This window comes from Bacillus sp. JHAA (assembly GCF_036961585.1).
Classification (GTDB): Bacteria; Bacillota; Bacilli; order Bacillales; family Bacillaceae; genus Bacillus; species Bacillus velezensis.
The window spans coordinates 16,913-38,953 of sequence record NZ_JBAMDE010000001.1; the positions used below are offsets into that span (position 1 = coordinate 16,913).

20 protein-coding genes are annotated in these 22,041 nt (G+C 47.0%); 5 read left to right on the forward strand and 15 right to left on the reverse strand.

Annotated features, from left to right (window positions below):
• Nucleotides 1-61: 61 nt before the first annotated feature.
• The 4 genes from tlpB (V7728_RS00100) to tlpB (V7728_RS00115) all read right to left on the reverse strand — a co-directional run bounded on the left by tlpB (V7728_RS00100) (nucleotide 62) and on the right by tlpB (V7728_RS00115) (nucleotide 8,455).
• Nucleotides 62-2,164 (reverse strand): methyl-accepting chemotaxis protein TlpB, encoded by a 2,103-nt coding sequence (tlpB, locus tag V7728_RS00100; RefSeq protein WP_438825414.1) that lies wholly within the window; start codon nucleotides 2,162-2,164, stop codon nucleotides 62-64.
• Between the two features lie 19 nt (nucleotides 2,165-2,183).
• Complete coding sequence (tlpB, locus tag V7728_RS00105) at nucleotides 2,184-4,169, reverse strand: methyl-accepting chemotaxis protein TlpB (protein WP_099567041.1); 1,986 nt, start codon at nucleotides 4,167-4,169, stop codon at nucleotides 2,184-2,186.
• Nucleotides 4,170-4,296: 127 nt separating this feature from the next.
• Nucleotides 4,297-6,285: a methyl-accepting chemotaxis protein TlpB gene (gene tlpB, locus V7728_RS00110; RefSeq protein WP_032867208.1), complete on the reverse strand. Its 1,989-nt coding sequence runs from the start codon at nucleotides 6,283-6,285 to the stop codon at nucleotides 4,297-4,299.
• Nucleotides 6,286-6,469: 184 nt separating this feature from the next.
• Nucleotides 6,470-8,455: a methyl-accepting chemotaxis protein TlpB gene (gene tlpB / locus V7728_RS00115; RefSeq protein ID WP_099567042.1), complete on the reverse strand. Its 1,986-nt coding sequence runs from the start codon at nucleotides 8,453-8,455 to the stop codon at nucleotides 6,470-6,472.
• A gap of 143 nt (nucleotides 8,456-8,598) precedes the next feature.
• Between tlpB (V7728_RS00115) and V7728_RS00120 the strand changes: the two genes are divergently transcribed.
• Nucleotides 8,599-9,336 carry a protein-glutamine gamma-glutamyltransferase gene (locus V7728_RS00120; protein ID WP_007408635.1) on the forward strand — a complete coding sequence of 246 codons (738 nt, stop codon included), beginning with the start codon at nucleotides 8,599-8,601 and terminating at the stop codon, nucleotides 9,334-9,336.
• Between the two features lie 17 nt (nucleotides 9,337-9,353).
• Here the strand turns inward: V7728_RS00120 and V7728_RS00125 are convergent, their stop codons facing one another.
• From V7728_RS00125 to V7728_RS00155, 7 genes are all read right to left on the reverse strand, one after another.
• Nucleotides 9,354-9,605: a hypothetical protein gene (locus tag V7728_RS00125; protein ID WP_007408636.1), complete on the reverse strand. Its 252-nt coding sequence runs from the start codon at nucleotides 9,603-9,605 to the stop codon at nucleotides 9,354-9,356.
• A gap of 25 nt (nucleotides 9,606-9,630) precedes the next feature.
• Nucleotides 9,631-10,662: an NAD(P)H-dependent flavin oxidoreductase gene (locus V7728_RS00130; RefSeq protein ID WP_099567043.1), complete on the reverse strand. Its 1,032-nt coding sequence runs from the start codon at nucleotides 10,660-10,662 to the stop codon at nucleotides 9,631-9,633.
• Complete coding sequence (locus V7728_RS00135; protein ID WP_099567044.1) at nucleotides 10,655-11,077, reverse strand: secondary thiamine-phosphate synthase enzyme YjbQ; 423 nt, start codon at nucleotides 11,075-11,077, stop codon at nucleotides 10,655-10,657. Before V7728_RS00135 ends, V7728_RS00130 begins: the two co-directional genes overlap by 8 nt.
• A gap of 121 nt (nucleotides 11,078-11,198) precedes the next feature.
• Nucleotides 11,199-12,857: a glycoside hydrolase family 13 protein gene (locus V7728_RS00140; protein WP_099567045.1), complete on the reverse strand. Its 1,659-nt coding sequence runs from the start codon at nucleotides 12,855-12,857 to the stop codon at nucleotides 11,199-11,201.
• An 89-nt stretch (nucleotides 12,858-12,946) separates the two neighbouring features.
• Nucleotides 12,947-14,236: a hemolysin family protein gene (locus tag V7728_RS00145; protein ID WP_099567046.1), complete on the reverse strand. Its 1,290-nt coding sequence runs from the start codon at nucleotides 14,234-14,236 to the stop codon at nucleotides 12,947-12,949.
• Nucleotides 14,237-14,278: 42 nt separating this feature from the next.
• Entirely contained in the window at nucleotides 14,279-14,956 is a 678-nt protein-coding gene (locus V7728_RS00150) for a zinc metallopeptidase (protein ID WP_003152125.1), read from the reverse strand.
• Between the two features lie 46 nt (nucleotides 14,957-15,002).
• A complete protein-coding gene (locus V7728_RS00155) occupies nucleotides 15,003-15,266 on the reverse strand; it encodes a hypothetical protein (protein WP_015418085.1) in 264 nt (87 codons plus the stop codon).
• Nucleotides 15,267-15,398: 132 nt separating this feature from the next.
• On the opposite strand from V7728_RS00155, the gene V7728_RS00160 reads away from it, so the two are divergent.
• Nucleotides 15,399-15,653, forward strand: a complete 255-nt coding sequence (locus V7728_RS00160) for a protein mistic (RefSeq protein WP_094032827.1) — start codon at nucleotides 15,399-15,401, stop codon at nucleotides 15,651-15,653.
• Nucleotides 15,650-16,636, forward strand: a complete 987-nt coding sequence (locus tag V7728_RS00165) for a potassium channel family protein (protein ID WP_015240465.1) — start codon at nucleotides 15,650-15,652, stop codon at nucleotides 16,634-16,636. Before V7728_RS00160 ends, V7728_RS00165 begins: the two co-directional genes overlap by 4 nt.
• Here the strand turns inward: V7728_RS00165 and V7728_RS00170 are convergent.
• The 3 genes from V7728_RS00170 to V7728_RS00180 form a co-directional block, all read right to left on the reverse strand.
• Entirely contained in the window at nucleotides 16,633-17,037 is a 405-nt protein-coding gene (locus V7728_RS00170) for a YugN-like family protein (RefSeq protein WP_059367936.1), read from the reverse strand. The genes V7728_RS00165 and V7728_RS00170 overlap by 4 nt on opposite strands.
• A gap of 22 nt (nucleotides 17,038-17,059) precedes the next feature.
• Nucleotides 17,060-17,413: a transporter gene (locus V7728_RS00175; protein ID WP_223252753.1), complete on the reverse strand. Its 354-nt coding sequence runs from the start codon at nucleotides 17,411-17,413 to the stop codon at nucleotides 17,060-17,062.
• 65 nt (nucleotides 17,414-17,478) lie between these two features.
• The gene (locus tag V7728_RS00180) at nucleotides 17,479-18,831 is read right to left on the reverse strand and encodes a glucose-6-phosphate isomerase (RefSeq protein ID WP_007408647.1); all 1,353 of its coding nucleotides are present in this window, start codon (nucleotides 18,829-18,831) and stop codon (nucleotides 17,479-17,481) included.
• A gap of 457 nt (nucleotides 18,832-19,288) precedes the next feature.
• Here V7728_RS00180 and V7728_RS00185 point away from each other — a divergent pair, with 457 nt between their 5' ends.
• A complete protein-coding gene (locus V7728_RS00185) occupies nucleotides 19,289-19,795 on the forward strand; it encodes an NADPH-dependent FMN reductase (protein ID WP_223252812.1) in 507 nt (168 codons plus the stop codon).
• Nucleotides 19,796-19,919: 124 nt separating this feature from the next.
• Nucleotides 19,920-20,564 (forward strand): isochorismate family cysteine hydrolase YcaC, encoded by a 645-nt coding sequence (gene ycaC, locus V7728_RS00190; protein ID WP_072589507.1) that lies wholly within the window; start codon nucleotides 19,920-19,922, stop codon nucleotides 20,562-20,564.
• Between the two features lie 296 nt (nucleotides 20,565-20,860).
• Here ycaC and V7728_RS00195 read toward each other — a convergent pair whose 3' ends face one another.
• Entirely contained in the window at nucleotides 20,861-22,033 is a 1,173-nt protein-coding gene (locus V7728_RS00195) for an iron-containing alcohol dehydrogenase (protein WP_007408651.1), read from the reverse strand.
• Between the last annotated feature and the right edge of the window lie 8 nt (nucleotides 22,034-22,041).

The following is a 22,041-nucleotide window of genomic DNA, read 5'->3' on the forward strand; positions in this document are numbered from 1 at the left end:
GCCACTCCCTTCTTTTATACTAGTGTATCGCTTTTTTAAAATGAGGAAAAGAAACAGCTCGCTACAGCTGTTCTTCGTCTTCAGACTGAATCGTAAATTTCCGTGTGACCTGCTGCAGTTCTTCAGCCATATGCGCAAGCGTTTCGGCGGATGAACTGATTTCTTCCATGGAGGCCAGCTGCTCTTCAGCTGAGGCGGCGATGTCTTGAATGCCGGCGGACCCTTCTTTGGCGACTGAGGTAATGTCCTCCACCGCGTTTGTCACATTTTGCGACCCGGCTGCAAGCTTCTCAAGCGTTCCGTTCATATGCTGCAAGGCGCCTGAAATCTGAGTCGTCATTTCTGAGATTTTTTTGAAGCTTTCGGCCGTTTGATCCGTAATATCGAGGCCTTCCTTCACATCTTGATTCACCGCTTGGAATACGGAAAGCGATGTGGCGATTTCTTTGACGATTTCCTGAATCAGCGTTTCGATTTCCTTCGCGGAGCCGGCTGATTGTACGGCAAGCTTTCTCACTTCTTCCGCAACGACGGAGAAGCCCCGCCCGTATTCGCCGGCTCTGGCCGCTTCAATGGCAGCGTTTAAGGCAAGCAGATTTGTTTGATCGGCAATGCCGTTAATGACGTTGAGAATGCTCTTAATGTCGTGCGACTTCGTTTCCAGCCCTTTTACGACCGCTTCCGCCTGCTGTACGGAACGATCAATTGTTTTCATCTGGCCGACCGTTTTCGCCACTAATTCTTCTCCGCTCCCGGCCGTTTCAGAGGTTTGGATGGCGGATTCAGTGATTTCCGCCGATACATTCGCCGTCTCGGCAATGCCCGCATTCATTTGGGAAAGGTGATCAGCACTTTCTTCCAATTTCTCGCTTTGTGATTCGTTTCCGTTTGAGAATTGTTCAATCGCCAGTGTAATATGCTCTGTCGCCTTGCTTGTCTGTCCGGCGGATGCCGTCAGCTCTTCGGATGAAGAAGCGACATGTTCGACGGATGACTGGATGACGCCGATGACAGACCGGAGTGACGCCGACATCTCATTGAAGCTTTGGCTGAGCTGCCCGAATTCATTTTTTGACTTGATGTCAATGACTTCCGTTAAATCGCCGTCACTGATTTTAGCTGATGTCGAAACAAGTTTTTTGAGCGGTTTTGCAATCGAGCGAATGATAAAAACGATTAAAATACCGCCGACGATAAGAGAAACCGCCAGGATGATCAGCGCCATTTTCATGACAGGCGAGGCTGCGTCATGGATCTCACTGACAAAAAATGTGCCGGCGATTTTCCAGCCCGTCAGTTTGTTTGTCGTGAAGGCCATTTTCTTCTGCTGTCCTTCAAACATGTATTCAAACGATCCGCTTGATTTGGAAAATACTTCTTCCGTCCACTCTCCGGAGCCTTCCGTTCCCGCTTTTATAGTCGGATGCGCGATGTATTTTTTATCTCCCGTTGTAATGAAGGCAAAACCTTTATGACCGATCTGGACGCGTTGGGAGGCATTCAGCAGGTCGCCCAGATTAATATCAAGCGCCACAACGCCTGATCCGTCTTTTGTCTGCTGGGCAATCGTAACGACCGTCTGTCCGGTTGCAGCGTCTTTATAAGGCTCGGTAAACACTGGCTGTCCGCTTTTTTCAACCGCTTTTGTATACCACTCGCGCGTGAGCGGATTATAATCGGACGGCATGTCAACGGACGGATATTTCACGAACGCTTTGTCGCGAGACGCGGCGTAAATTGACGCGACATCGTCATTTACGGTGACATACTGCTTCATTTTGTCAAGCAGTACCGATTGATTTTTCGTCTCCAGTTTTTCCTTTGTGATTGATTCGCTGTAGTAGTCAATCGCTTTCAGCTTACCCTCAAGCATGTTTTCCAGCACGCTGTTCAGTTCGCTGACATTTCCCTGGGCGCTGTGGGTCAGTTCGCTTTCTAGTGAATTCCCCGCCGTTTGGTAGCTGAAGTAGGCGAGTATGCCGACCGGAAGCACCAATACGGCTAAAAATGCCGCGATCAGCGGTTTGCTGATGGATGGCTGTTTGATCCAATGTATCAGTTGTTTCATTTTTTCAGTCTCCTTCTTTGAAAAGCTAAATCTAATATCGTCAGATAGGACAAAAGATTTATTAAAAAAACTAAAAAAAACACCCAAACAGCACATTTGGGTGTTCTATGACCTATTAATCTATTTTAAATCGTTTCGTCATATCACGTAATTCTTCCGCCATTTGGGATAACGTTTCCGAAGACGAACTGATTTCTTCCATTGAAGCCAGTTGTTCTTCGGCGGAGGCCGCAATATCCTGAATGCTGGCGGAGCTTTCTTTTGCGATGGACGCGATTTGCTCAGAAGCTCCTGAAATCTGCTGAGATCCTGCTGTCAGCTGTTCTACCGTCGCATTCATATTTTGAATTTCTCCGGCGATCTGGTTCGTCATTTCAGAAATCCGTTTGAAGCTCGTTTCGGTCTGATTCGTAATATCCAGTCCGCTCTCCACCTCTTTGTTGACGGATTGGAACATGCCGAGAGATGTATTGATTTCGTTGACGATTTCTATAATTAAGCTTTCGATTTCTTTCGCTGAATCGGCAGACTGGACCGCAAGTTTTCTGACCTCTTCGGCGACGACTGAGAAGCCCCGGCCGTATTCACCCGCACGCGCGGCTTCAATGGCCGCGTTCAGCGCAAGAAGGTTTGTCTGATCAGCGATTCCGTTAATGACACGGAGAATGTTTGTAATGTCTTTTGATTTTGTTTCAAGTCCGCGCACCACTTGTTCAGCTTCTTTCACTGACCGGTCAATGACGTTCATTTGGCCGACCGTCTGGTGGACGAGCTTTCCGCCTGAATTGGCGACTTCCGCTGATGTGGCAGAGGATTCGGTAATGACGGCAGATGCTTTCGCCATATCTTTAAGCCCGCTGTTCATTTGGTAAATATGTTCCGCCGCGCTTTCAATATTTTCACTTTGGCTTTCATTTCCGTTAGAAAATTGTTCGATCGCCAGTGTGATATGTTCGGTTGCCTTGCTTGTCTGCTCCGCTGAAGCCGTCAGCTCCTCTGAGGAAGATGCGACGTTATTCACGGAATCCTGGATGGCATGGATGAGAGACCTGAGCGAAGCGGCCATATTGTTAAAGCTTTTGCCAAGCTCGCCTAATTCATCTTTTGAGTGAATCTCGATCGTTTCTGTTAAGTCGCCTTCACTGATCTGTTTCGATGATGTCACAAGCTGCTTGAGCGGTTTTGTGATTGAACGGATAATCAGCACCATGACGATGGTTCCGATCACAATCGCTAATACGAGAACGAGCAGGGACAGATGAAGGATCGGCAGGGCCGCTTCATGAATTTCGTCCAGATACATCGTTCCGGTAATCTTCCAGCCTGTCAGCCCGTTTGTATCATAAGCCATTTTCTTTTCCTGGCCGTCGTATTTGTATTGAAAATCACCTTTTTTGCTGGTGAACAGCTGTTCAGCCCACTCCCCGTTTAATACTGTGCCTGACGTGCGGTTCGGGTGGGCGACCACTTTTTTGTCTTTCGTCAGGATAAAAGCGTAGCCGGATTTCCCGATGTTCACTTTCTTTGTCGTTTTCAGAAGCTCATCGATTTTCATATTGATGGCGACGACTCCTGAGCCGTCTTTTGTCTGCTGAACGACCGTCACGACCATCGTATTGGTGGAAGCCGTGCGGTAAGGATCTGTTACAACAACCTTCCCCTTATTTTCCACGGCCTTTTTATACCAGTCTCTTTCAAGCGGATTATATCCTTTAGGCATCTGCAGATCCGGATACCGTGTGAAATGTCCTTCCGTGTCACTCGTATAAATGGATTCCACGTCTTTATTGATCTTCATGTACTCTGTGAATTTATCGGTAATTTGCGATTGGTTTTTCGGCTTGTACCGATCCTTTGTGAGCCAATCGCTGAAATATGCCGTTCCGTCTTCCTTTTGGCTGATGCTTGTGTTGATCATATCGTTAATCTGCTGCACATTATCTAGTGCGCTTCCCATCATCTGCCTGTCAAGCGTGCTTACTGCCGATTGATAGGCGATAAAAGCCAGCGTTGAAATAGGAAGAATGAGAATGGCCAAAAAAGAAATGAGCAGTTTTCTTGTAAGCGATCTCTGCTTGATGATTTGCACAATTTTTTTCATCTGCTATATCTCCTCTTGCGTGTTTACCCTTCATATCGGCAATTATGGGTAAATATACACATCCAAAAAGAAGAAATATAACGAAACATACTTTTTACCTATCTTAAAATTAGTCTTTTAGACTTAATTAAGAGTTTATCTTAAAACGCTTTGTCAGTTCGCGTAATTCTTCCGCCATTTTTTCCAGCGTGACGGCGGAGGAACTGATTTCCTCCATGGACGCAAGCTGCTCTTCAGCTGAAGCCGCGATGTCCTGAATGCCGGCCGCGCTTTGTCTGGAGACGGCCGCGATATCCTCTGAAGCGTTTGATACTTCCTGAGACCCGGCAGAAAGCTGTTCCACGGTTGCATTCATATTTTGCAGTTCACCGGCAATCTGATTTGTTTTAACGGAAATGTCCCGGAAGCTTTTTTCCGTTTCGTCCGTTAACTGAAGTCCGCTTTTCACCTCGTGATTGACGGATTCCAGCATTCCGAGCGAAGTATGAATTTCTTTGACGATTTCATGAATTAAGGATTCGATTTCTTTCGCTGAATCGGCGGATTGGACGGCAAGCTTTCTCACTTCTTCGGCAACGACTGAAAAACCGCGTCCGTATTCTCCCGCTCTTGCCGCTTCAATGGCTGCATTTAAAGCAAGGAGATTCGTTTGATCAGCAATGCCGTTAATGACGCGCAAAATGCTGGTGATGTCCTGCGATTTGAGTTCAAGCCCTTGTACGACTTGCTCCGCTTTACTTACGGATTGGTCAATGGCGCCCATCTGGCCGGCTGTTTTCTTGACAAGCCGCTCACCGGCATCGGATATCTCCGCCGATTCAATTGACGTTTCCGTCACCACGGCTGCCGCTTCCGCCAGATCACTGAGCCCGTCTTTCATCTCATTCACTTGGGCTGTCGCTTTATCAATACTCTCACTTTGGTCTTCCGTTCCATTAGAAAACTGTTCAATCGCAAGGGTGATATGTTCCGTTGCTTTGCTCGTCTGCTCAGCCGAAGCCGTCAGCTCCTCTGAGGAAGAAGCGACATGTTCAACAGAGTCCTGAATTCCCTGAATAAGCGAACGGAGTGAATCTGTCATATGATTAAAACTTTTACCGAGCACGCCCAGCTCATCTTTAGAGCTGACATCAATGGTTTCCGTCAGATCTCCGCTGCTTATTTTTTCCGCTGATGCTACGAGACGTTTTAACGGTTTGGTAATTGAGCGGATGACAAAATAAATGAAAATCATCCCTGCGGCAATGGCTATCGCCAATATGATAACGGCCAGAGTCAGAACCGGTCTTGCCGCATCCTTGATTTCTTCCACGGACATGGTTCCGCTGATCTTCCAGCCCGTCGCTTCATTGGTCACGTACGCCATTTTTTTCGCTTTCCCGTTCAGCGTATATTCAAAGTCGCCTTTTTGCCCGCTGAATAATGTATCAACCCATTTTCCCGATACCGCCGCGCCGGCTTTTTCATCACTGTAGGCAACGGCTTTTTTATTTTTGCTGAGGATAAAGGCGTATCCTTCTTTTCCGATGTTCACTTCTTTTGTCATCGTGATGAGATCGTCGATTTTTATATCAATGGCGACGACGCCTGATCCGTCTTGCGCCGCGCGGGCCATGGTGACGACCATCTTTTTGTTTGAGATGGACTCATAAGGGTCTGTGATGATGGTTTGGCCTTTATTCTCCATAGCTTCCTGATACCAGCTTCTTTCAAGCGGATTGAAATCGGCCGGCATATCGGCATGCGGATAACGGGTAAACGTTCCTTCCTTGCTGCTTGAAAATACGGCGGATGCTTTATCATTGCTTTCAATAAACTGTTTGAACCTTTCTTGCATTTCCGTTTGGTTTTTTTCTTTAAATTTAGCGCTTGTCGCCCATTCGCTGAAATATGCTGAGCTTTTTGTAAACATTCCGATCCGGTCATCAATCATATTGTTTAAGATTTGCACATTTCCTTCGGCGCTTTCCATCATTTGCTTTTCAACGGATGAAGCCGCCGAACGGTAGGCGCCGGCAGCCAATACTGCTACCGGAATGATTAAGATCAGTAAAAATGAAATGATCAGTTTTTTGGCTATTGATTTTCTGGCGATTTTTTTTGCTGTTTTTTTCAATTTTGTAAACCTCTTTCAATCATTTACTGTTTATATCGGCCGACTCCCTTTTTATTACATTGAAAATTAAGTCATAAACGAAAAATAGTTCTATGTACTCCCTTTGTATGCAAGACTTTTTATTTAATTATCCGGCTGTCACTATAAAAAAGGACGCCTTCCATCCGGAAAGCGTCCTTTTTTACTAGTTGATTTTAAATTGTTTCGTTAATTCCCGCAGTTCTTCGGCCATTTGCGCCAAAGTATCGGCGGATGTGCTGATTTCTTCCATTGATGCAAGCTGTTCTTCTGCGGATGCGGCAATATCCTGAATGCTTGCTGCGCTTTCCCTAGATACGTCCGCAATATCCGTCACTGCGGCTGAAACGTGCTGAGAGCTGTCTGACAGCTGTTCAACCGTGCCGTTCATCGATTGAAGCTTCTCGGCGATATCGTTTGTCATGCCGAAGATATTCTGGAAGCTTTCTTTCGTGCGGTCCGTCACGGCAAGTCCTGATTGAACTTCTTCATTAACGGATGTAAACATGTGAAGTGATGTATTAATCTCGGCCGTGATTTCCTGAATGAGTTTTTCAATCTCTTTGGCAGAACCGGCGGATTGGACGGCAAGCTTGCGCACTTCTTCGGCTACCACTGAGAAGCCCCGCCCGTATTCACCGGCTCTTGCCGCTTCAATGGCTGCATTTAAAGCAAGCAGGTTTGTCTGATCGGCAATACCGTTGATGACTCTTAAAATATGAGTGATGTCTTTTGATTTGGCTTCAAGGCCTTTTACAACCGCTTCCGCCTGCTGGACCGATTGATTGATGAGATTCATCTGCCCGACGGTTTGCTGCACATATTCTTCCCCGGTGCCGGCAGCTTCCTTCGATTGTTTAGATGCTTCCGTAATGGATGATGATGTGCGGGAAACGGCGGTGAGTCCGTCATTTATATGATTCAGCTTGGCTGAGCTTGAATCGACTTTTTCGCTTTGCTCTTCGTTTCCGTTTGAAAACTGCTCAATGGCCATTGTAATATGTTCCGTCGCTTTGCTTGTCTGCGAAGCTGAAGCGGTCAGCTCTTCCGATGACGCGGCCACATTGTCGACAGAGTTTTGGATCGCGCTGATCAGTCCGCGCAGAGATTCTCCCATTTCATTAAAGCTCGCGCCGAGTTCGCCCAATTCATCTTTCGAGCGGATATCAATGGTTTCAGTCAAGTCTCCGCCGCTGATTTGTTTAGAAGAGCGGACAAGCCGTTTCAGCGGTGACGTAATGGATCTGACAATCAACAGAATTAAAATTCCCCCGATGATAATGGATGCTGCAAGGACGATCATTCCCATCGTCAGCACCGGTTGTGAGGCGTCTTTAATTTCGTTGAGCTCCATGCTCCCTTCTATTTTCCATCCGGTCAGTTTATTTGTCGTAAACGCCATTTTTTTATTTTGATCATCGAGCGTGTATGAAATAATGCCGCTGTCTTTGCTGTATACTTCATTCAGCCACGGGGTTGAAACTTTATCGCCCGGTTTGTGGTCTTTATGCGCGACATAGGTTTTATTTTTGGACGTGATAAACACGAATCCTTTTTGCCCGATTTTGATTCCCTGCATCTGCTTCAGCAGCTGGTCAATCGTAATATCCATGGCCACTACGCCTGTTCCGTCCTGCATCTGCTTTGCCACGGTAACGACCATGCTGCCGTCGCTTGCCGCGGTGTAAGGGTCGGTGACAACGAGCGTGCCGCCGGCCTTCACAGCGTCTTTATACCAAGTGCGTGTTCTCGGATCGTAATCGGCCGGAGTATTCTCCTTCGGCGCCTGTGCGTAGCTGCCGTCTTCCGTTCCTCCGTAAATGCGGGCTACGTCCTTATGAATAGACGTGTATTGCCCGAACTTTTCTTCAAGAGCAGACATGTTTTTCTTTGAGAAGGATGACCCTTTTAACGTTTCACTGAAAAATTCAATCGCCTTTGCTTTTGAGCCGATATCATTTGTAATCGTTGTGTTAAAAGATTCGATGTTATTTTTCGCGTTGCCTGAAATCTGATCATCCAGCGAATTGCTCGCCGTATGGTATGAACTGAATTCTAACACGAGAATCGGTATGATTAAGATCACGATAAATGAAATGATTAATTTACGTGAAATCGATGCCTTTGTGCACCAATTGATGAATTTTTTCATATTAAGCTGCTCCCTCAAGTGTGATACCTTATATATCGGCTCAGTCTTCACATTTTGTTAACATTTCCTCCTTTTTTATGTCTTGATTTTCATTGCCCAAGCTTCCTGCATATCTTATAAAAAAAGAGAAGGGGGGCGCGCAGATGATTATCATATCCGGCCAAGTGCTTCGTCCTCAGGACATCGCGAACTGGCAGACGGAAGAAAGCCTTGTTCCGTATATAAATGAACTGCTCAATTCTCCCGTACAATTCGATTACGGGTCGATTGCTGAACTGATGTTCGAGGTGCGGCTGCGCCGCCATATTGTGGAAGCCGCAAGAGAACTGCACGGATCAGGTGTGAAATTTGCAACTTTCGCCAAAACATACGGAAATACGGCTTATTGGAGAGTGACGCCGGAAGGAGCCTTGGAGCTGAAGTACAGAATCCCCGCTTCAAAAGCGATTCGGGACATTATTGAAAATGGGGCGTTTTACGCATTTGAATGCGCTACCGCCATTGTTGTGATTTATTATCTGGCCGTCTTAAAGACAATCGGTGAAGAACGGTTTAACCGGCGTTTCCGGGATATCACTTTGTATGACTGGCACTATGAGCATCTGCCGATCTACACGGAAACCGGCAGCCACTTTTTACGGGGAGATTGTTTATATTTTAAAAATCCTGATTTTAATCCTGCAAAGGCTCAGTGGCGGGGAGAGAATGTCATTGTGATGGGGAATGATCAATATTTCGCCCACGGTCTCGGGATTCTGACCGCTGAACAAATCATCCAGAGATTGAATTCTTTAAGAAAAAAAAATGCCGTGCAGCCGGCTTATCTGCTTAACCAGGCAACAAGGCTTGATGCACCCGCGCTTTACCAGATCATGCATTAAAACAATCCCATCGTCTGTCATTGTGACGATGGGATGCGGAATGCTTTTCTTTTCCGGTAAAAAGCCGTCGTGCCGAGCGCTTGATTTGCAGCCCATTCAAACTTCTCTAAATCATGGCGGGTGACGGCTCTGTCCCGTCGGCTCCATTTAATGGCGCGGACAAAGTAATACCCTTTAATCGGCGCCATGGTGACTTTGGAATGCGGAAAATCTTCAAAGACAAACTCAATAGTCCCTCTTTTTTTGTAGGACATTTGAAGAATCTTCATCATCCATCACCTCACGATTTCTGAATTATGATTCGCACAATCTGTCCAAAACGGTTTTCACGTCTGTCGGCCCTTCAAGTTTCGCGGCGGACTGGCCGGCCCATAAAGACATATACTCCGCGTCTCCTGATTGAGCCGCGTGCCCGCGCATCGGCTTTGTCAGCGTATTATGCAGCGGATAAGGCAGCGTATTTCCCTCGTCAGCCTCATATGTTTTCATGAACTGATTCACGATTCCCCGCGCCTGTTTTCCCGAAAACAGGGTGGTCAGCCGCGTGTCGGCTCCTTTTGATTCGGCAATGGCTTTTTGATATGCCGGTGAGGCGCTGCTTTCTTCGCAAAGAAGAAACGGTGTTCCTACTTGAACGCCGTCCGCACCCAAACAGCGGGCGGCCTGCACGCCGCGGCGGTCAAAAATGCCGCCTGCCGCAATCACCGGGATATTCAGCGCGTCTTTAGCCTGCGGAATCAGCGCCATAAGGCCGAGAGCCGGTTCTCCTTTAACCGGCAGAAACGACCCGCGATGCCCGCCGGCTTCTATTCCCTGAAGAATAACGGCGTCCATCCCCCGTTCTTCAAAGACCTTCGCTTCCTCCGGCGTTGTCGCCGTGCCGAAAAGGAAACATCCGCTTTTCTTCAGCTTTTCCGCCGTTTCTTCCGGCGGCAGGCCGAAGGTGAATGAACACGCTTTGACTCCGTAACGGATCAGAAGCTCCGCTTTTTCCTCGAAATCATTCCATTCTTCTTTCAGATCAGAGAACGGCTTGGCGTCTTTTGCCCTCGGGATGCGGGCTTTCCATTTTTCAACAAGTTCCGCCTCAGGCATCTGCCTTTCTTCCGGAACGAAAAGATTTACTTGATAGGAGCGGTTCGTCAGCTCTTTCATCTCGATAAGCTGTTTTTCAAGCGCTTGCGGGCTGACGTATCCTGAAGCGAGGCTTCCGAGCGCCCCTTCATTTGATACCGCCGAAGCCAGACGCGGCGTGACCAGCCCGCCGGCCATCGGCGCCTGAATGACGGGCTTTGTTAATGATAATGCACTCATCCACTCACTCATTTGTGTTTTCCTCCGTTTCAGCCTGTATTTTGATATAACAGGTTCTGTTTCGCGGACCGTCAAATTCGCAAAAATAAACGCCCTGCCATGTTCCGAGTATCAGGCGGCCGTCTTCTATGATGACATGCTGGGAGGCGCCTGTTGTACTCGCTTTCATATGTGCCGCCGTATTTCCCTCCATATGCCGGTCCAGTTCGTGCTCCCACGGATACATTTCATCAAACCTTCTGAGCATATCCCTCTTCACATCCGGATCGGCATTTTCATTTATGGTAATGCCGGCGGTTGTATGGGGACAGTATATGAGCGCCAAACCGTTTTTTACGCCTGTTTTGCGGAGAAACGCTTCGGCTTCATGTGTGATGTCGATCATTTCAGCCCGTCTGTTTGTTTGAATCTGCAATTTTTTCAGCATATGAATGCCTCCTTTCTTTTTCTCTTCCTTTCCCATATTCGTTTCTGTATTTGTCTTTTCCTGTCGGATCGCGATGATAAACGCAGATCACAAAAAACTTCAGCCTCGGGACTGAAGTTTTTCACCATATATATACGCGGGCCTCATAAGGCTTTAAAAGAAAGGATGTCACATGCCGATGCGGTGGTGTTTCCATGCTTGCGAGCACGAGCGTATCGGAGTCAAGCGGATAACCGGGATGCTTGTATAAAGCGGGGGTTCGGGACAGATTTGTGATGATCAGGGCGGTTTTTGTTCCGTTTTTTCTTAGATAGGCATAAATCTGCCGGTCATTCGGAAGCAGCAATTCATATGTGCCGCTGATCAATACGCTGTGTTCTTTTCTGAGGGCGAGCAGCCGTCTGTAGAAATGGTATACGGATGTTTCATCCTGCATTTGTGATGCAGCATTCAGCCATGTGTGGTTCGGATTCACTCCGAGCCACGGAGAAGCATCAGAAAACCCGCCGTTCGCCTCATCGCTCCATTGCATCGGTGTCCGTGAATTATCCCGGCCCTTCTTCCAGATGATCTTCATCACTTTTTCATGCGGAACGCCGCGGGACGTCTCTTTTTCATACAGATATTTCATTGCGGCGTCATCATAATCTTCAATGGATGGAAACGAAACATTGGTCATCCCGAGCTCCTGCCCCTGGTAAATAAACGGCGTGCCTTTCATCAGCATATACATCGCGGCGAGTGCCTTGGCGCTTTCTGTCAAAAACCGTTCGTGACCCCATACCGAGACGGAACGGGGCTGATCGTGGTTCTCCATAAATAACGCGTTCCAGCCCTTTCCTTCAAGACTGTTCTGCCAGCCGGACAAGACGCGTTTAAGCGCCGGAATGGAGATGCTTTGATCATCTTCCGTATCCCAGAGGCCGAGATGTTCAAATTGAAAAATCATTTGAAAGACGCCGTGTTCTTCACCGGCCCAATCAGCCGCCTCCCAAGCCGCCACTCCGTTCGCCTCGCCGACCGTCATGATCGGATAGCGCGAAAATGTTTCCCGTTTCAGCTCTCTTAAGAGATCCATTATGCCTTCCCCATTCATATGATACGGGAAAGACGGGACGTACGGGAGACCGTCCGGATTCGGCATGTCAGGGAGCCCTTCTTTTTTCTTAATGTGAGAAATGGCATCCACCCTGAAGCCGTCTATGCCTTTATCAAGCCACCAGCGGACCATCTCATAAACGGACTGCCTCATCGCTTCGTTTTCCCAATTTAAATCAGGCTGTTTTTTGTCAAACAGGTGCAGGTAATACTGGCCGGTCTCTTGATCATATTCCCACGCTGATCCGCCGAAAATGCTTTCCCAATTGTTCGGCTCTTTGCCGTTTTTTCCGTCTCTCCAGATGTACCAGTCCCGTTTTTCGGAATCTTTCGCTGAGCGTGATTCGATAAACCAAGGGTGCTCATCGCTTGTATGGTTGATGACGAGGTCTATAATCAGCTTCATGCCGAGCGCATGGACATCCGCAAGGAGCCGGTCAAAATCCTCCATCGTCCCGAATTCGCCGGCAATTTGTTTATAATTCCGAATATCGTAGCCGTTGTCCGCGCCCGGCGAGTCAAAAACGGGACAAAGCCAGATCACATCCGCCCCCAACTCTTTTATGTAATGAAGCTTTGCTCTGATGCCGTTCATGTCGCCGATTCCGTCCCCGTTCGAATCCATAAAGCTTCGGGGATAAATTTGATAGACGGCCGCCGTTTTCCACCAATCCGTTTTCATACCGACACTCCTTTCTTTACATTATATGAAGGAGCGGGACGAAGAAGCATTTTTTCCATAAAAAAAGCCTCATTGCAAAAGCAGGAGGCTCAGAAATCAGTTTTTTTAATTTCAACGAAGCGGATATGATGGTCTTCCGCTTCCAGCACCTTAAATTCACACCCTTCGGCATGAAACACATCACCATTTTTCAGCTCCATTTTTTGTGTTAAGAGCCAGCCGGCAATCGTGTCAATGTCTTCATTTTCGATGGCGATACCAAGGAGATCATTCACCTCTTCTATGAGCGCCTTGCCGTCCATCACATAGTGGTGTTCGCCTTTTTTGACGATGTGGGGCATTTCATCCTGGTCATATTCATCACGGATTTCCCCGACGATTTCCTCCAATATGTCTTCGACGGTCACAAGTCCCGCCGTGCCGCCGTATTCGTCAACGAGAATCGCCATATGAATCCGCTCCTTCTGCATGCGGATCAAAAGCTCCTGAACGGGGATGCTTTCAATGACTCTGATGACCGGACGCATAATTTCTTTTAATTCAATGGAGCGGCCGAGAAAATACGCTTTAAATAAATCCTTATTGTTAATAATGCCGAGAATGTGATCTTTGTCTTCCTTAATAACCGGATATCGCGTATACCGTTCGTTGATGATCAAATGTATGGCTTCATCAACTGACTGTTCAAGCGAGATGGCGGCGATTTCGGTGCGCGGCACCATGATTTCTCTGGCGACCCGGTTATCGAATTCAAATATTTTATTGACGTAACGGAATTCAGATTGATTGATTTGACCTTTTTTATAGCTTTCGGACAAAATCAGCCGCAATTCCTCTTCACTGACCACGACCTCATGTTCTTTCACCGAATGAAAACCGAACAGCTTGACCAAAAATCCGGCTGAGCCGTTTAACAGCTTAATAAACGGATACATCACTTTATAAAACAGAATGAGCGGTTTCGCCGTCCACAGACTGACGGCTTCGGCTTTTTGAATGGATATCGTTTTCGGCGCAAGCTCTCCGATGACGACGTGCAGATACGTGACGGCGATAAACGCCGCAATAAACGTGACGACGTGCGTAATGGATGACGGCATTCCGATCAGGCTGAAAACAGGATGAAGAAGCCGCTGAATCGTCGGTTCACCGAGCCAGCCGAGTCCGAGCGCCGTAATCGTAATGCCGAGCTGGCACGCTGATAAATATTCATCGAGATTTGAAATCACCCTGTGCGCCGCGAGCGCCCGGCTGTCTCCGGTTTCAACCAGCTCCGCGATTTTTGAACCGCGGATTTTGACAATCGCAAATTCCGCAGCGACAAAGATGGCCGTTAATCCGATTAACAGCATAATGAGAATCAGTTTTAATATAAGCAAAAAAACCCCTACCGCAAACGGTAAGGGGCCACCTCCTTCGTGTTAATTCTCATCACGACCATTTAAGAAAATCATCACAAAACGAAGCAGCTCGAATAATGAAACGAGCGCCGCAGCCACATACGTCAGCGCGGCGGCGTTCAGCACTTTATTCACGCCGTGTTCTTCACTGTTGCGAATGAATCCTTCCGACACGATAATCCGCTTCGCCCTCGCGCTGGCATTAAACTCGACAGGCAGTGTGACAAGCTGGAAAAAAACAGCGGCCGAAAACAAAATAATGCCGAGTCCGATTAAGTTCAAGCTGCCCAGGAGCATCCCGCCCAAGAAAAGCAGAGGGGCGACCCCGGAGGCAAAATTGACGACCGGAAAAATTTTGTGCCTCAGCACAAGCGCGCCGTATGATTCCTGATGCTGCAAAGCATGTCCGACTTCATGGGAAGCGACGGAAATGGCGGAAATGGAGCGGCCGTAATATACCGGCTCAGATAAACGCACCACCCGCTCCGTCGGGTCGTAATGGTCTGTTAAAGTGCCTCTTACCGGTTCTACCGGCACATCATATAAACCGTTAATATCAAGAATCCGTCTTGCCGTTTCCGCCCCCGTCCGCTGACTGGAAGCTTCTACGTCTGAGTATTTCTGAAAATTGCTTTTCACTTTAAATTGTGCCCAAAACGACAATCCCAATGCAGCAATTGTTAAAAAGATAAACAGCATATTATCCTCTTCCTTTTTCTCTTATATCGTACGATCTGCTTATATATTATTTTAATGATTGTCCGCTTTCCTGTACAGAAATCCGCTTCTTTTTTCTGACAGGAATCAATCCTCCGAGCATGATGAGGATACACCCGGCCAATCCGATGTAAAACGGAAACGTGCCTGCGGTCTCTTTTGCAAAAACAAGCCATGAAAATCCGCCGGACATATGATTGTATCCATTCAAATCGAAAATAAGCAATACGGCCGCCGAAGCGAGCAGCTGCGCTCCGGCCAGCGCCGCCAGCAGTTTTTGAATGACTGTCATTTGACTCACCCTTTTTCGGTCCGCTTTCTTTATCATATGAAAAAATGAGGGTGAATATGTTTTCGGCGATTTTTGAAAGACATCAAACGAACTGGGACATACTGTATAAAAAAAGATACAGGTGTGATCGACATGAAAGTGACAAATGGCGAGAAAGAACAGCTGAGCAATGCGATAGACAGAATGAACGAGGGGCTTGACGCCTTTATCCAGCTCTATAATGAGGCGGAAAACGACGAACCTCTCATACAGTTTGAAGATGAGACGGCCGATTTAATCAGACATGCGCGTAACTCATACGGCCAGGAACAGCTGGACGAAAAACTAAACACCATTATTAAGCAGATTTTATCCATCTCTCTGACGAAAGAAGAGCCGGACGAATGAAATCAAACCGTATTTTTATTTCCTGGCTGAGATGGCCGTTATATGTTCGGATCGGACTGATCATTATCGCTTTGATTTTATTGTTCGGCCAACTCATTTACATGCTTGAGCCGAAGCAATTCACGTCTGTGTTTGAAGGGGTTTGGTGGGCGGTTATTACGGTGGCCACAGTCGGCTACGGCGATTACGTTCCCCAGACACCGCTCGGGCAGATTGCCGGCATGGTGCTTGTATTAAGCGGAGCGAGTTTTGTGACCGCCTATTTCGCCACGCTTTCTTCAGCCGTGTTCAGCAAACAGCACCGCTATGTCGAAGGGAAGGTCGCCTTTAAAGGCAAGGGGCACGTCATTCTTATCGGATGGAATGAGAAGTCGCATATGCTGCTGAAAGAACTGCAGCACATCGCGCCGTCAAAAACTGTCGTCCTGATTGATGATTCATTAAGGGAAGGGCCGCTTATTGAAAACGTCCATTTCATCCGCGGACATGCCGCTGATGACAGTACGCTCAATAAGGCGAATATTACGGAAGCCGATACCGTCATTTTGACAGCAGACCAGCAGAAAAATGAATCCGAAGCTGATATGCTGTCGGTATTAACGCTTCTCGCCATCAAAGGGCTGCATCCGTCCGTTTATTGTATCGTGGAAATTTTAACGGAACGGTATGTCAAAAACGCCGAGCGCGCAGGAGCCAATAAGATTCTGTGCACATCACGCCTGTCGAGCCGGGTGATGTTTGAGCATTACCGGGTCAAGCTGCAGCTTGCCAAACCGCAAACGCTGTCAGATCTGACGCTGGAGAAAAAGGTGCGCATCATTCCCGTCCCCGAGGAATTAAAGGGCTCATCTTATCATGACTGTGCGCTCTATTATCTCAAACGGAATACCACGATCATCGGCATACAAAAAGAAGAGGGGCCGATGCTGACCCCTCCCCTGTCATACCAGGTGCTCGATACTGATCTGTTTTTGGCTCTTTAATGCAGCAGGACGTCTTCCAGCTCTTTCACAAGCGAGATGCCGATATCTGTATATGAGCGGTCAATTGCCGCATCCCGCCGTTTCGGCTCGGAGAATTGGTTGAATAATGACTCAAAAACACCGCCGCCTGCGTGATCATCCGTTTCCTCCTGATAGACGTGCCTCAGCAAAAAGGGTGTGCCGATTGTAACGGAGGCCCCCCGTTCATCCAGGTGTCCCTTATTTGCTTCAACAGGGATACGGAGAAATAAATAGCCGTCCTGATCGGAAATTTTGTAATCAAAGAACCCGCGGTCATACTCCCAGCCGCCTCCGATGGTATAACCGATCGGTTTCAGCACCTGTTCCAGTTCGCGGAGTAAAAACGATTGCCCCTCAAGTGAAGATGGTATGCTGATCATGTGCATATGCTCCTTTTTGTCTTTAGCGTCCCCGCTCTGCGGCATCTTCATACGGCGCCCGGGAAGAATCGGGAGCGGCAGACAGACGCCGGAAAGAGGTAACGGCGCATTCAATCAGAACATACGTCACAATTGCGGAGAGAACGGCTTCCGTTGAAATATAGAAAACGGCGGCATAGAGACAGCACTTCGTGATCAGCGACTGCATCCGGCCAATCTTCAGTTTCAGCCGGACCATGTCCGTAAACAAGCCGAGAGGGAAAGCGAAAAACAGGATGGTTTGTAAGAGGGATTCAGGAGACAGTTTTAGTGCCGAATAGACAATAGCGGCGGAACAGACGGAAATGACGGCATGCTTACATAAGAGCCGTATCATTCATCATCACACCTTTCACGGTTTAAAAAAGGCTGACCCGTCATGCTGAGGGCCAGCCCTTCTTTTTATTTTTCAAGGCGTTTTTCAAGCTCTGCTTTTTTCTCTTCAAAGCCCGGTTTGCCGAGAAGCGCGAACATATTCACCTTATAGGCTTCAACACCCGGCTGATCAAACGGGTTGACTCCGAGCAGATAACCGCTCATCGCCACCGCTTTTTCAAAGAAATAGACGAGATATCCAAATGTATATGCATTAAGCTCTGGAATATTGACAATTAAGTTCGGCACTTTTCCGTCTGTATGGGCAAGCATCGTGCCTTCGAACGCTTTTTTGTTGACGAAATCGACCGTTTTGCCGGCTAAGTAATTTAAGCCGTCGAGATCATTTTCCGCTTCTTCAATTGTCAGCTCATGCTTCGGTTTTTCAACGTTTAATACAGTTTCAAACAGATCGCGTCTGCCTTCCTGCACGTATTGACCGAGAGAGTGAAGGTCTGTTGAGAAGTTAGCGGAAGAAGGATAGATGCCTTTTTCATCTTTTCCTTCACTTTCGCCGAAGAGCTGCTTCCACCATTCCGCAAAGTATTGCAGCGCAGGCTCATAGTTGATAAGCATTTCAATGGTTCTGCCTTTATTATACAGAACGTTGCGGACGACGGCGTATTGGTAAGCCGCGTTCTCTTCTAATTCCGAGCTGGAAAAGTCTTTGCTTGCATCAAGAGCGCCTTTCATCATTTCATCGATATCAGCCCCGCTTACCGCAATCGGCAGAAGGCCTACCGCAGTCAGAACGGAGAAACGTCCGCCGACATCATCAGGAATAACGAATGATTCGAAGCCTTCTTCATTAGAAAGCGTTTTTAAAGCGCCGCGCTCTTTATCTGTCGTCGCGTAAATCCGCGCTTTCGCTTCTTCTTTTCCGTATTTTTCTTCAAGAAGTTTGCGGAAAATCCGGAAAGCGATTGCAGGTTCCGTCGTCGTGCCTGATTTAGAAATGACATTGATAGAGAAATCAGCGTCTTCCAAAAGATCCATAACATCTTTCATATAAGTTGAGCTGATATTGTTGCCGATAAAGATAACTTGAGGGTTTTTGCGCTTGTCTTTCGGCAGAACGTTATAGAAAGAATGATTGAGCGCTTCAATCGCCGCGCGGGCGCCTAAGTATGAACCGCCGATACCCACGACGAGAAGCACGTCTGAATCTGATTTGATTTTTTCAGCGCTTTTTTTAATGCGCGCGAATTCTTCTTTATCGTAGTTTTCAGGGAGGTCCACCCATCCTAAAAAGTCGCTTCCGGCGCCTGTTTTTTCATGGATATTATGGTGTGCCGTTTTTACGAAATCACGTGCGTATGTAAGTTCATGTTCATTGAAAAAAGGTAACGCTCTTGAGTAATCAAAGCGTACATGCGTCATTTGCTTGTCCCTCCATCACGGTGAATTGTTTTCTCTTTCACTTTATATGAACTCACCCGCTAAATCAAGTCATGAAGAAGGCATGATGAATACGGGATTTGCGCTAAAGATGCGTTCATTTTTTATACAATATCCCGGATTCGAGATGGTTATATTTGTATTAACTGTGAGAGGGATAACGAATCGAATGTTGGTGATCCAGGAACGTATCACCTTTACTTTGGAGCAGGATGACATCCATCGCCAATCCCGATGGGCCGGTTCTTTTTATATAGTACTCCTCTTGAGAGACTGCCACGAAGGCATATTAAGACATAAATGTACAATTTTAAAAATAGTGTCTATATTTGGGGTATCGTGTTAAGATGAAAGTGATTTTAAACCGGGAGGTGATTTTATGACTAAAACCATTGGTCTTATTTGTGGAAGTTCACGAAAAAACTCGTATAATTGAGCAATTGCTCAATCATTGATTGACTTCGATAATGCGGCTCAATTTCGTTGGGTTGAAATAGACAGTCTTCCTTTTTTTAACGAAGATTTAGAAATTGCCGGAGCACCAGACTCCGTAACATCCTTTAGAGCTGATATACAAGACGTTGACGGCGTCATCATTGTAAGTCCAGAGTACAATTCCGGAATTCCGGGGGTATTAAAAAATGCATTGGACTGGGCATCGAGACCGCGGACCTCTTCTGTTTTAAACAGAAAACCGGTTGGCTTAATCGGAGCAACCCCCGGAGGGTTCGGTACTGCCTTTGGTCAAACGCAAATGAGGGAAGTACTCGAAGCTATGCAAGTCAATGTTTTGCCCTTTCAAAAAATGCTGGTTTCGCAAGTCCATGAGAAAATTGATTCCGCTCAAAACATACTTACGGATGAACAAACAAAACGTTATCTTCAACGCTATTTACAACAGTTTATCCATTGGATTGATCATGCTCCGGTTCCCGTTCCAGATTAATTGAAGGATCATCCCCCTCACGAAAAGTCACCTCAGAAATAACTTTCTTTCTATACAGCATATGAATAGATTTACCGTTTTCAATTCACAAACTTACTTGCCTTAATTCAAGGAGGATGATAAAATGTCTGATCTTTATTCCCGTCTTTCAAAAGATGATGCTGCCGTGCTTTTAGTTGACCATCAAACCGGCCTTATTTCCGGTCTCGTGCGTGACTATGGCGTTGATGAATTTAAAAACAATGTACTGGCTCTCGGTGATACGGCTAAATTCTTTGATTTACCGGTTATTTTAACAACGAGTTTTGAAAACGGACCCAACGGGCCGCTCATGCAAGAACTCGTTGATCTCTTTCCCGCTGCGCCAAAAATAGCCCGTCCCGGACAAATTAATGCATGGGACAATGAAGACTTTGTTAAAGCCATTGAGGCGACTGGCAAAAAACAGCTGATTATCGCGGGGGTGGTAACAGACGTCTGCGTTGCTTTTCCTGCGCTTTCTGCCATTAAAGCAGGCTACGAAGTGTTTGTTGTGACAGATGCTTCGGGGACGTTTAATAAGCAAGTAGCAGATGCATCATTAACGCGTATGGCTCATGGCGGCGCGCAGCTTATGAACTGGTTCAGCGTAGCATGCGAGTTACAACGTGATTGGCGCAACGACGTTGAAGGTTTTGGCGCATTAATCTCCAGTCATCTTCCCGGTTATCAAAACTTAATGGGAAGCTATATGGGGGCGCAGCGGGACCTTAGTACACAAAATGCATAAAAGGAGCGCTGATTGAATCAGCGCCCCTTTTTTAAATTCGAAGTATAGCAAGGCTCTTCATCTTCATGATTTAGATTTTGTGTAAATAGATGATCGGCAATCGCAAAGTTAATTGATCCTTTTCTGCTAAATGTACAGAAACAGGGAGTCAAATCCGCATCATGTGAGATTTCCATAGTTGTCTCATGGCAAGGGGTGTTTCACTTGCTCTTGATGCACTAATGAAGGGACTCCCAAAACGGTTGCATCTGCTGCTTGAAAATCTATTTCATCTTCACCCCGGCCGGGAATGTATCTTACAGTGACGCCTTTAAGATGGCAAGTACATCATCTTTGTTCAGTTTTTGGAAATTGCCGAATCCGCCGTATTCCATTTCTTTTGCGGCGATGTCTGCGATCAGCTCAAGCTTGTCTTCACCGATGTCATAATCCGCAAGGCGGGACGGTGCGCCGAGGCTTGTCCAGAACGCGGACAATTTATCGATCCCTTCAAGCGCAATTTCTTTATCCGTTTTACCTTCAGTATCAATGTCAAACATGTTGAGCATCAGGTTTTTAAAACGGTCTACATTTGTATCCAGCGTGTATCTCATCCAGTTCGGGAACAGAATCGCAAGTCCTCCCGCGTGAGGGATGTCATAAACCGCTGATACGGCGTGCTCCATCGTATGGGAAGCCCAATCGCCGAAATAGCCCATTTGCAGCGTGCCGTTTAATGCGATCGTACCCGCGTATAAAATCGTTTCACGGTGCTTATAGTTCTCAAGGTCTTCCAAAAGTTTCGGCGCTGTTTCAATTACCGTCTGAAGGACCGCAAAACACATTCTGTCCTGAAGCGGCGTGTTTTCAACATTGTGGAAGTATTGTTCAAATACGTGGCTCATCATATCCACCATGCCGTATACGGTTTGGTTTTCCGGAACGCTGAAAGTATTCTCAGGATCTAAAATGGAGAAACGCGGATGAGTGACATTGCTGCCCCATACGAATTTTTCGTTTGTTTCCCAATTTGTGATAACGGAATCAGGGTTCATTTCAGAGCCTGTCGCCGCAAGCGTCAGCACCGTGCCGAACGGGAGCGCGTCCTGCGCCGTTACTTTTTTGCTGTAAATGTCCCATGCGTCGCCGTCATATTTCGCACCGGCCGCAATCGCTTTTGTACAGTCGATGACACTTCCGCCGCCGACTGCGAGAAGGAAATCAATCTCATGCTTTCTGCACAGCTCAATTCCTTTATTTACCGTTTCCAGACGCGGGTTCGGTTCAACGCCCGCAAGCTCATGAACGGTTGCGCCTTCTTCTTTTAAGATGCCTGTTACTTGGTCATACAGGCCGTTTCGCTTAATGCTGCCGCCTCCGTAAACAAGCAGCACGTTTTTCCCGTATTGCTTCAGCTCTTTTTTCAATTGGTCGATTTGACCTTTTCCGAAAATCAGTTTCGTCGGATTGTAGTACGTAAAGTTCTCCATTTATCATA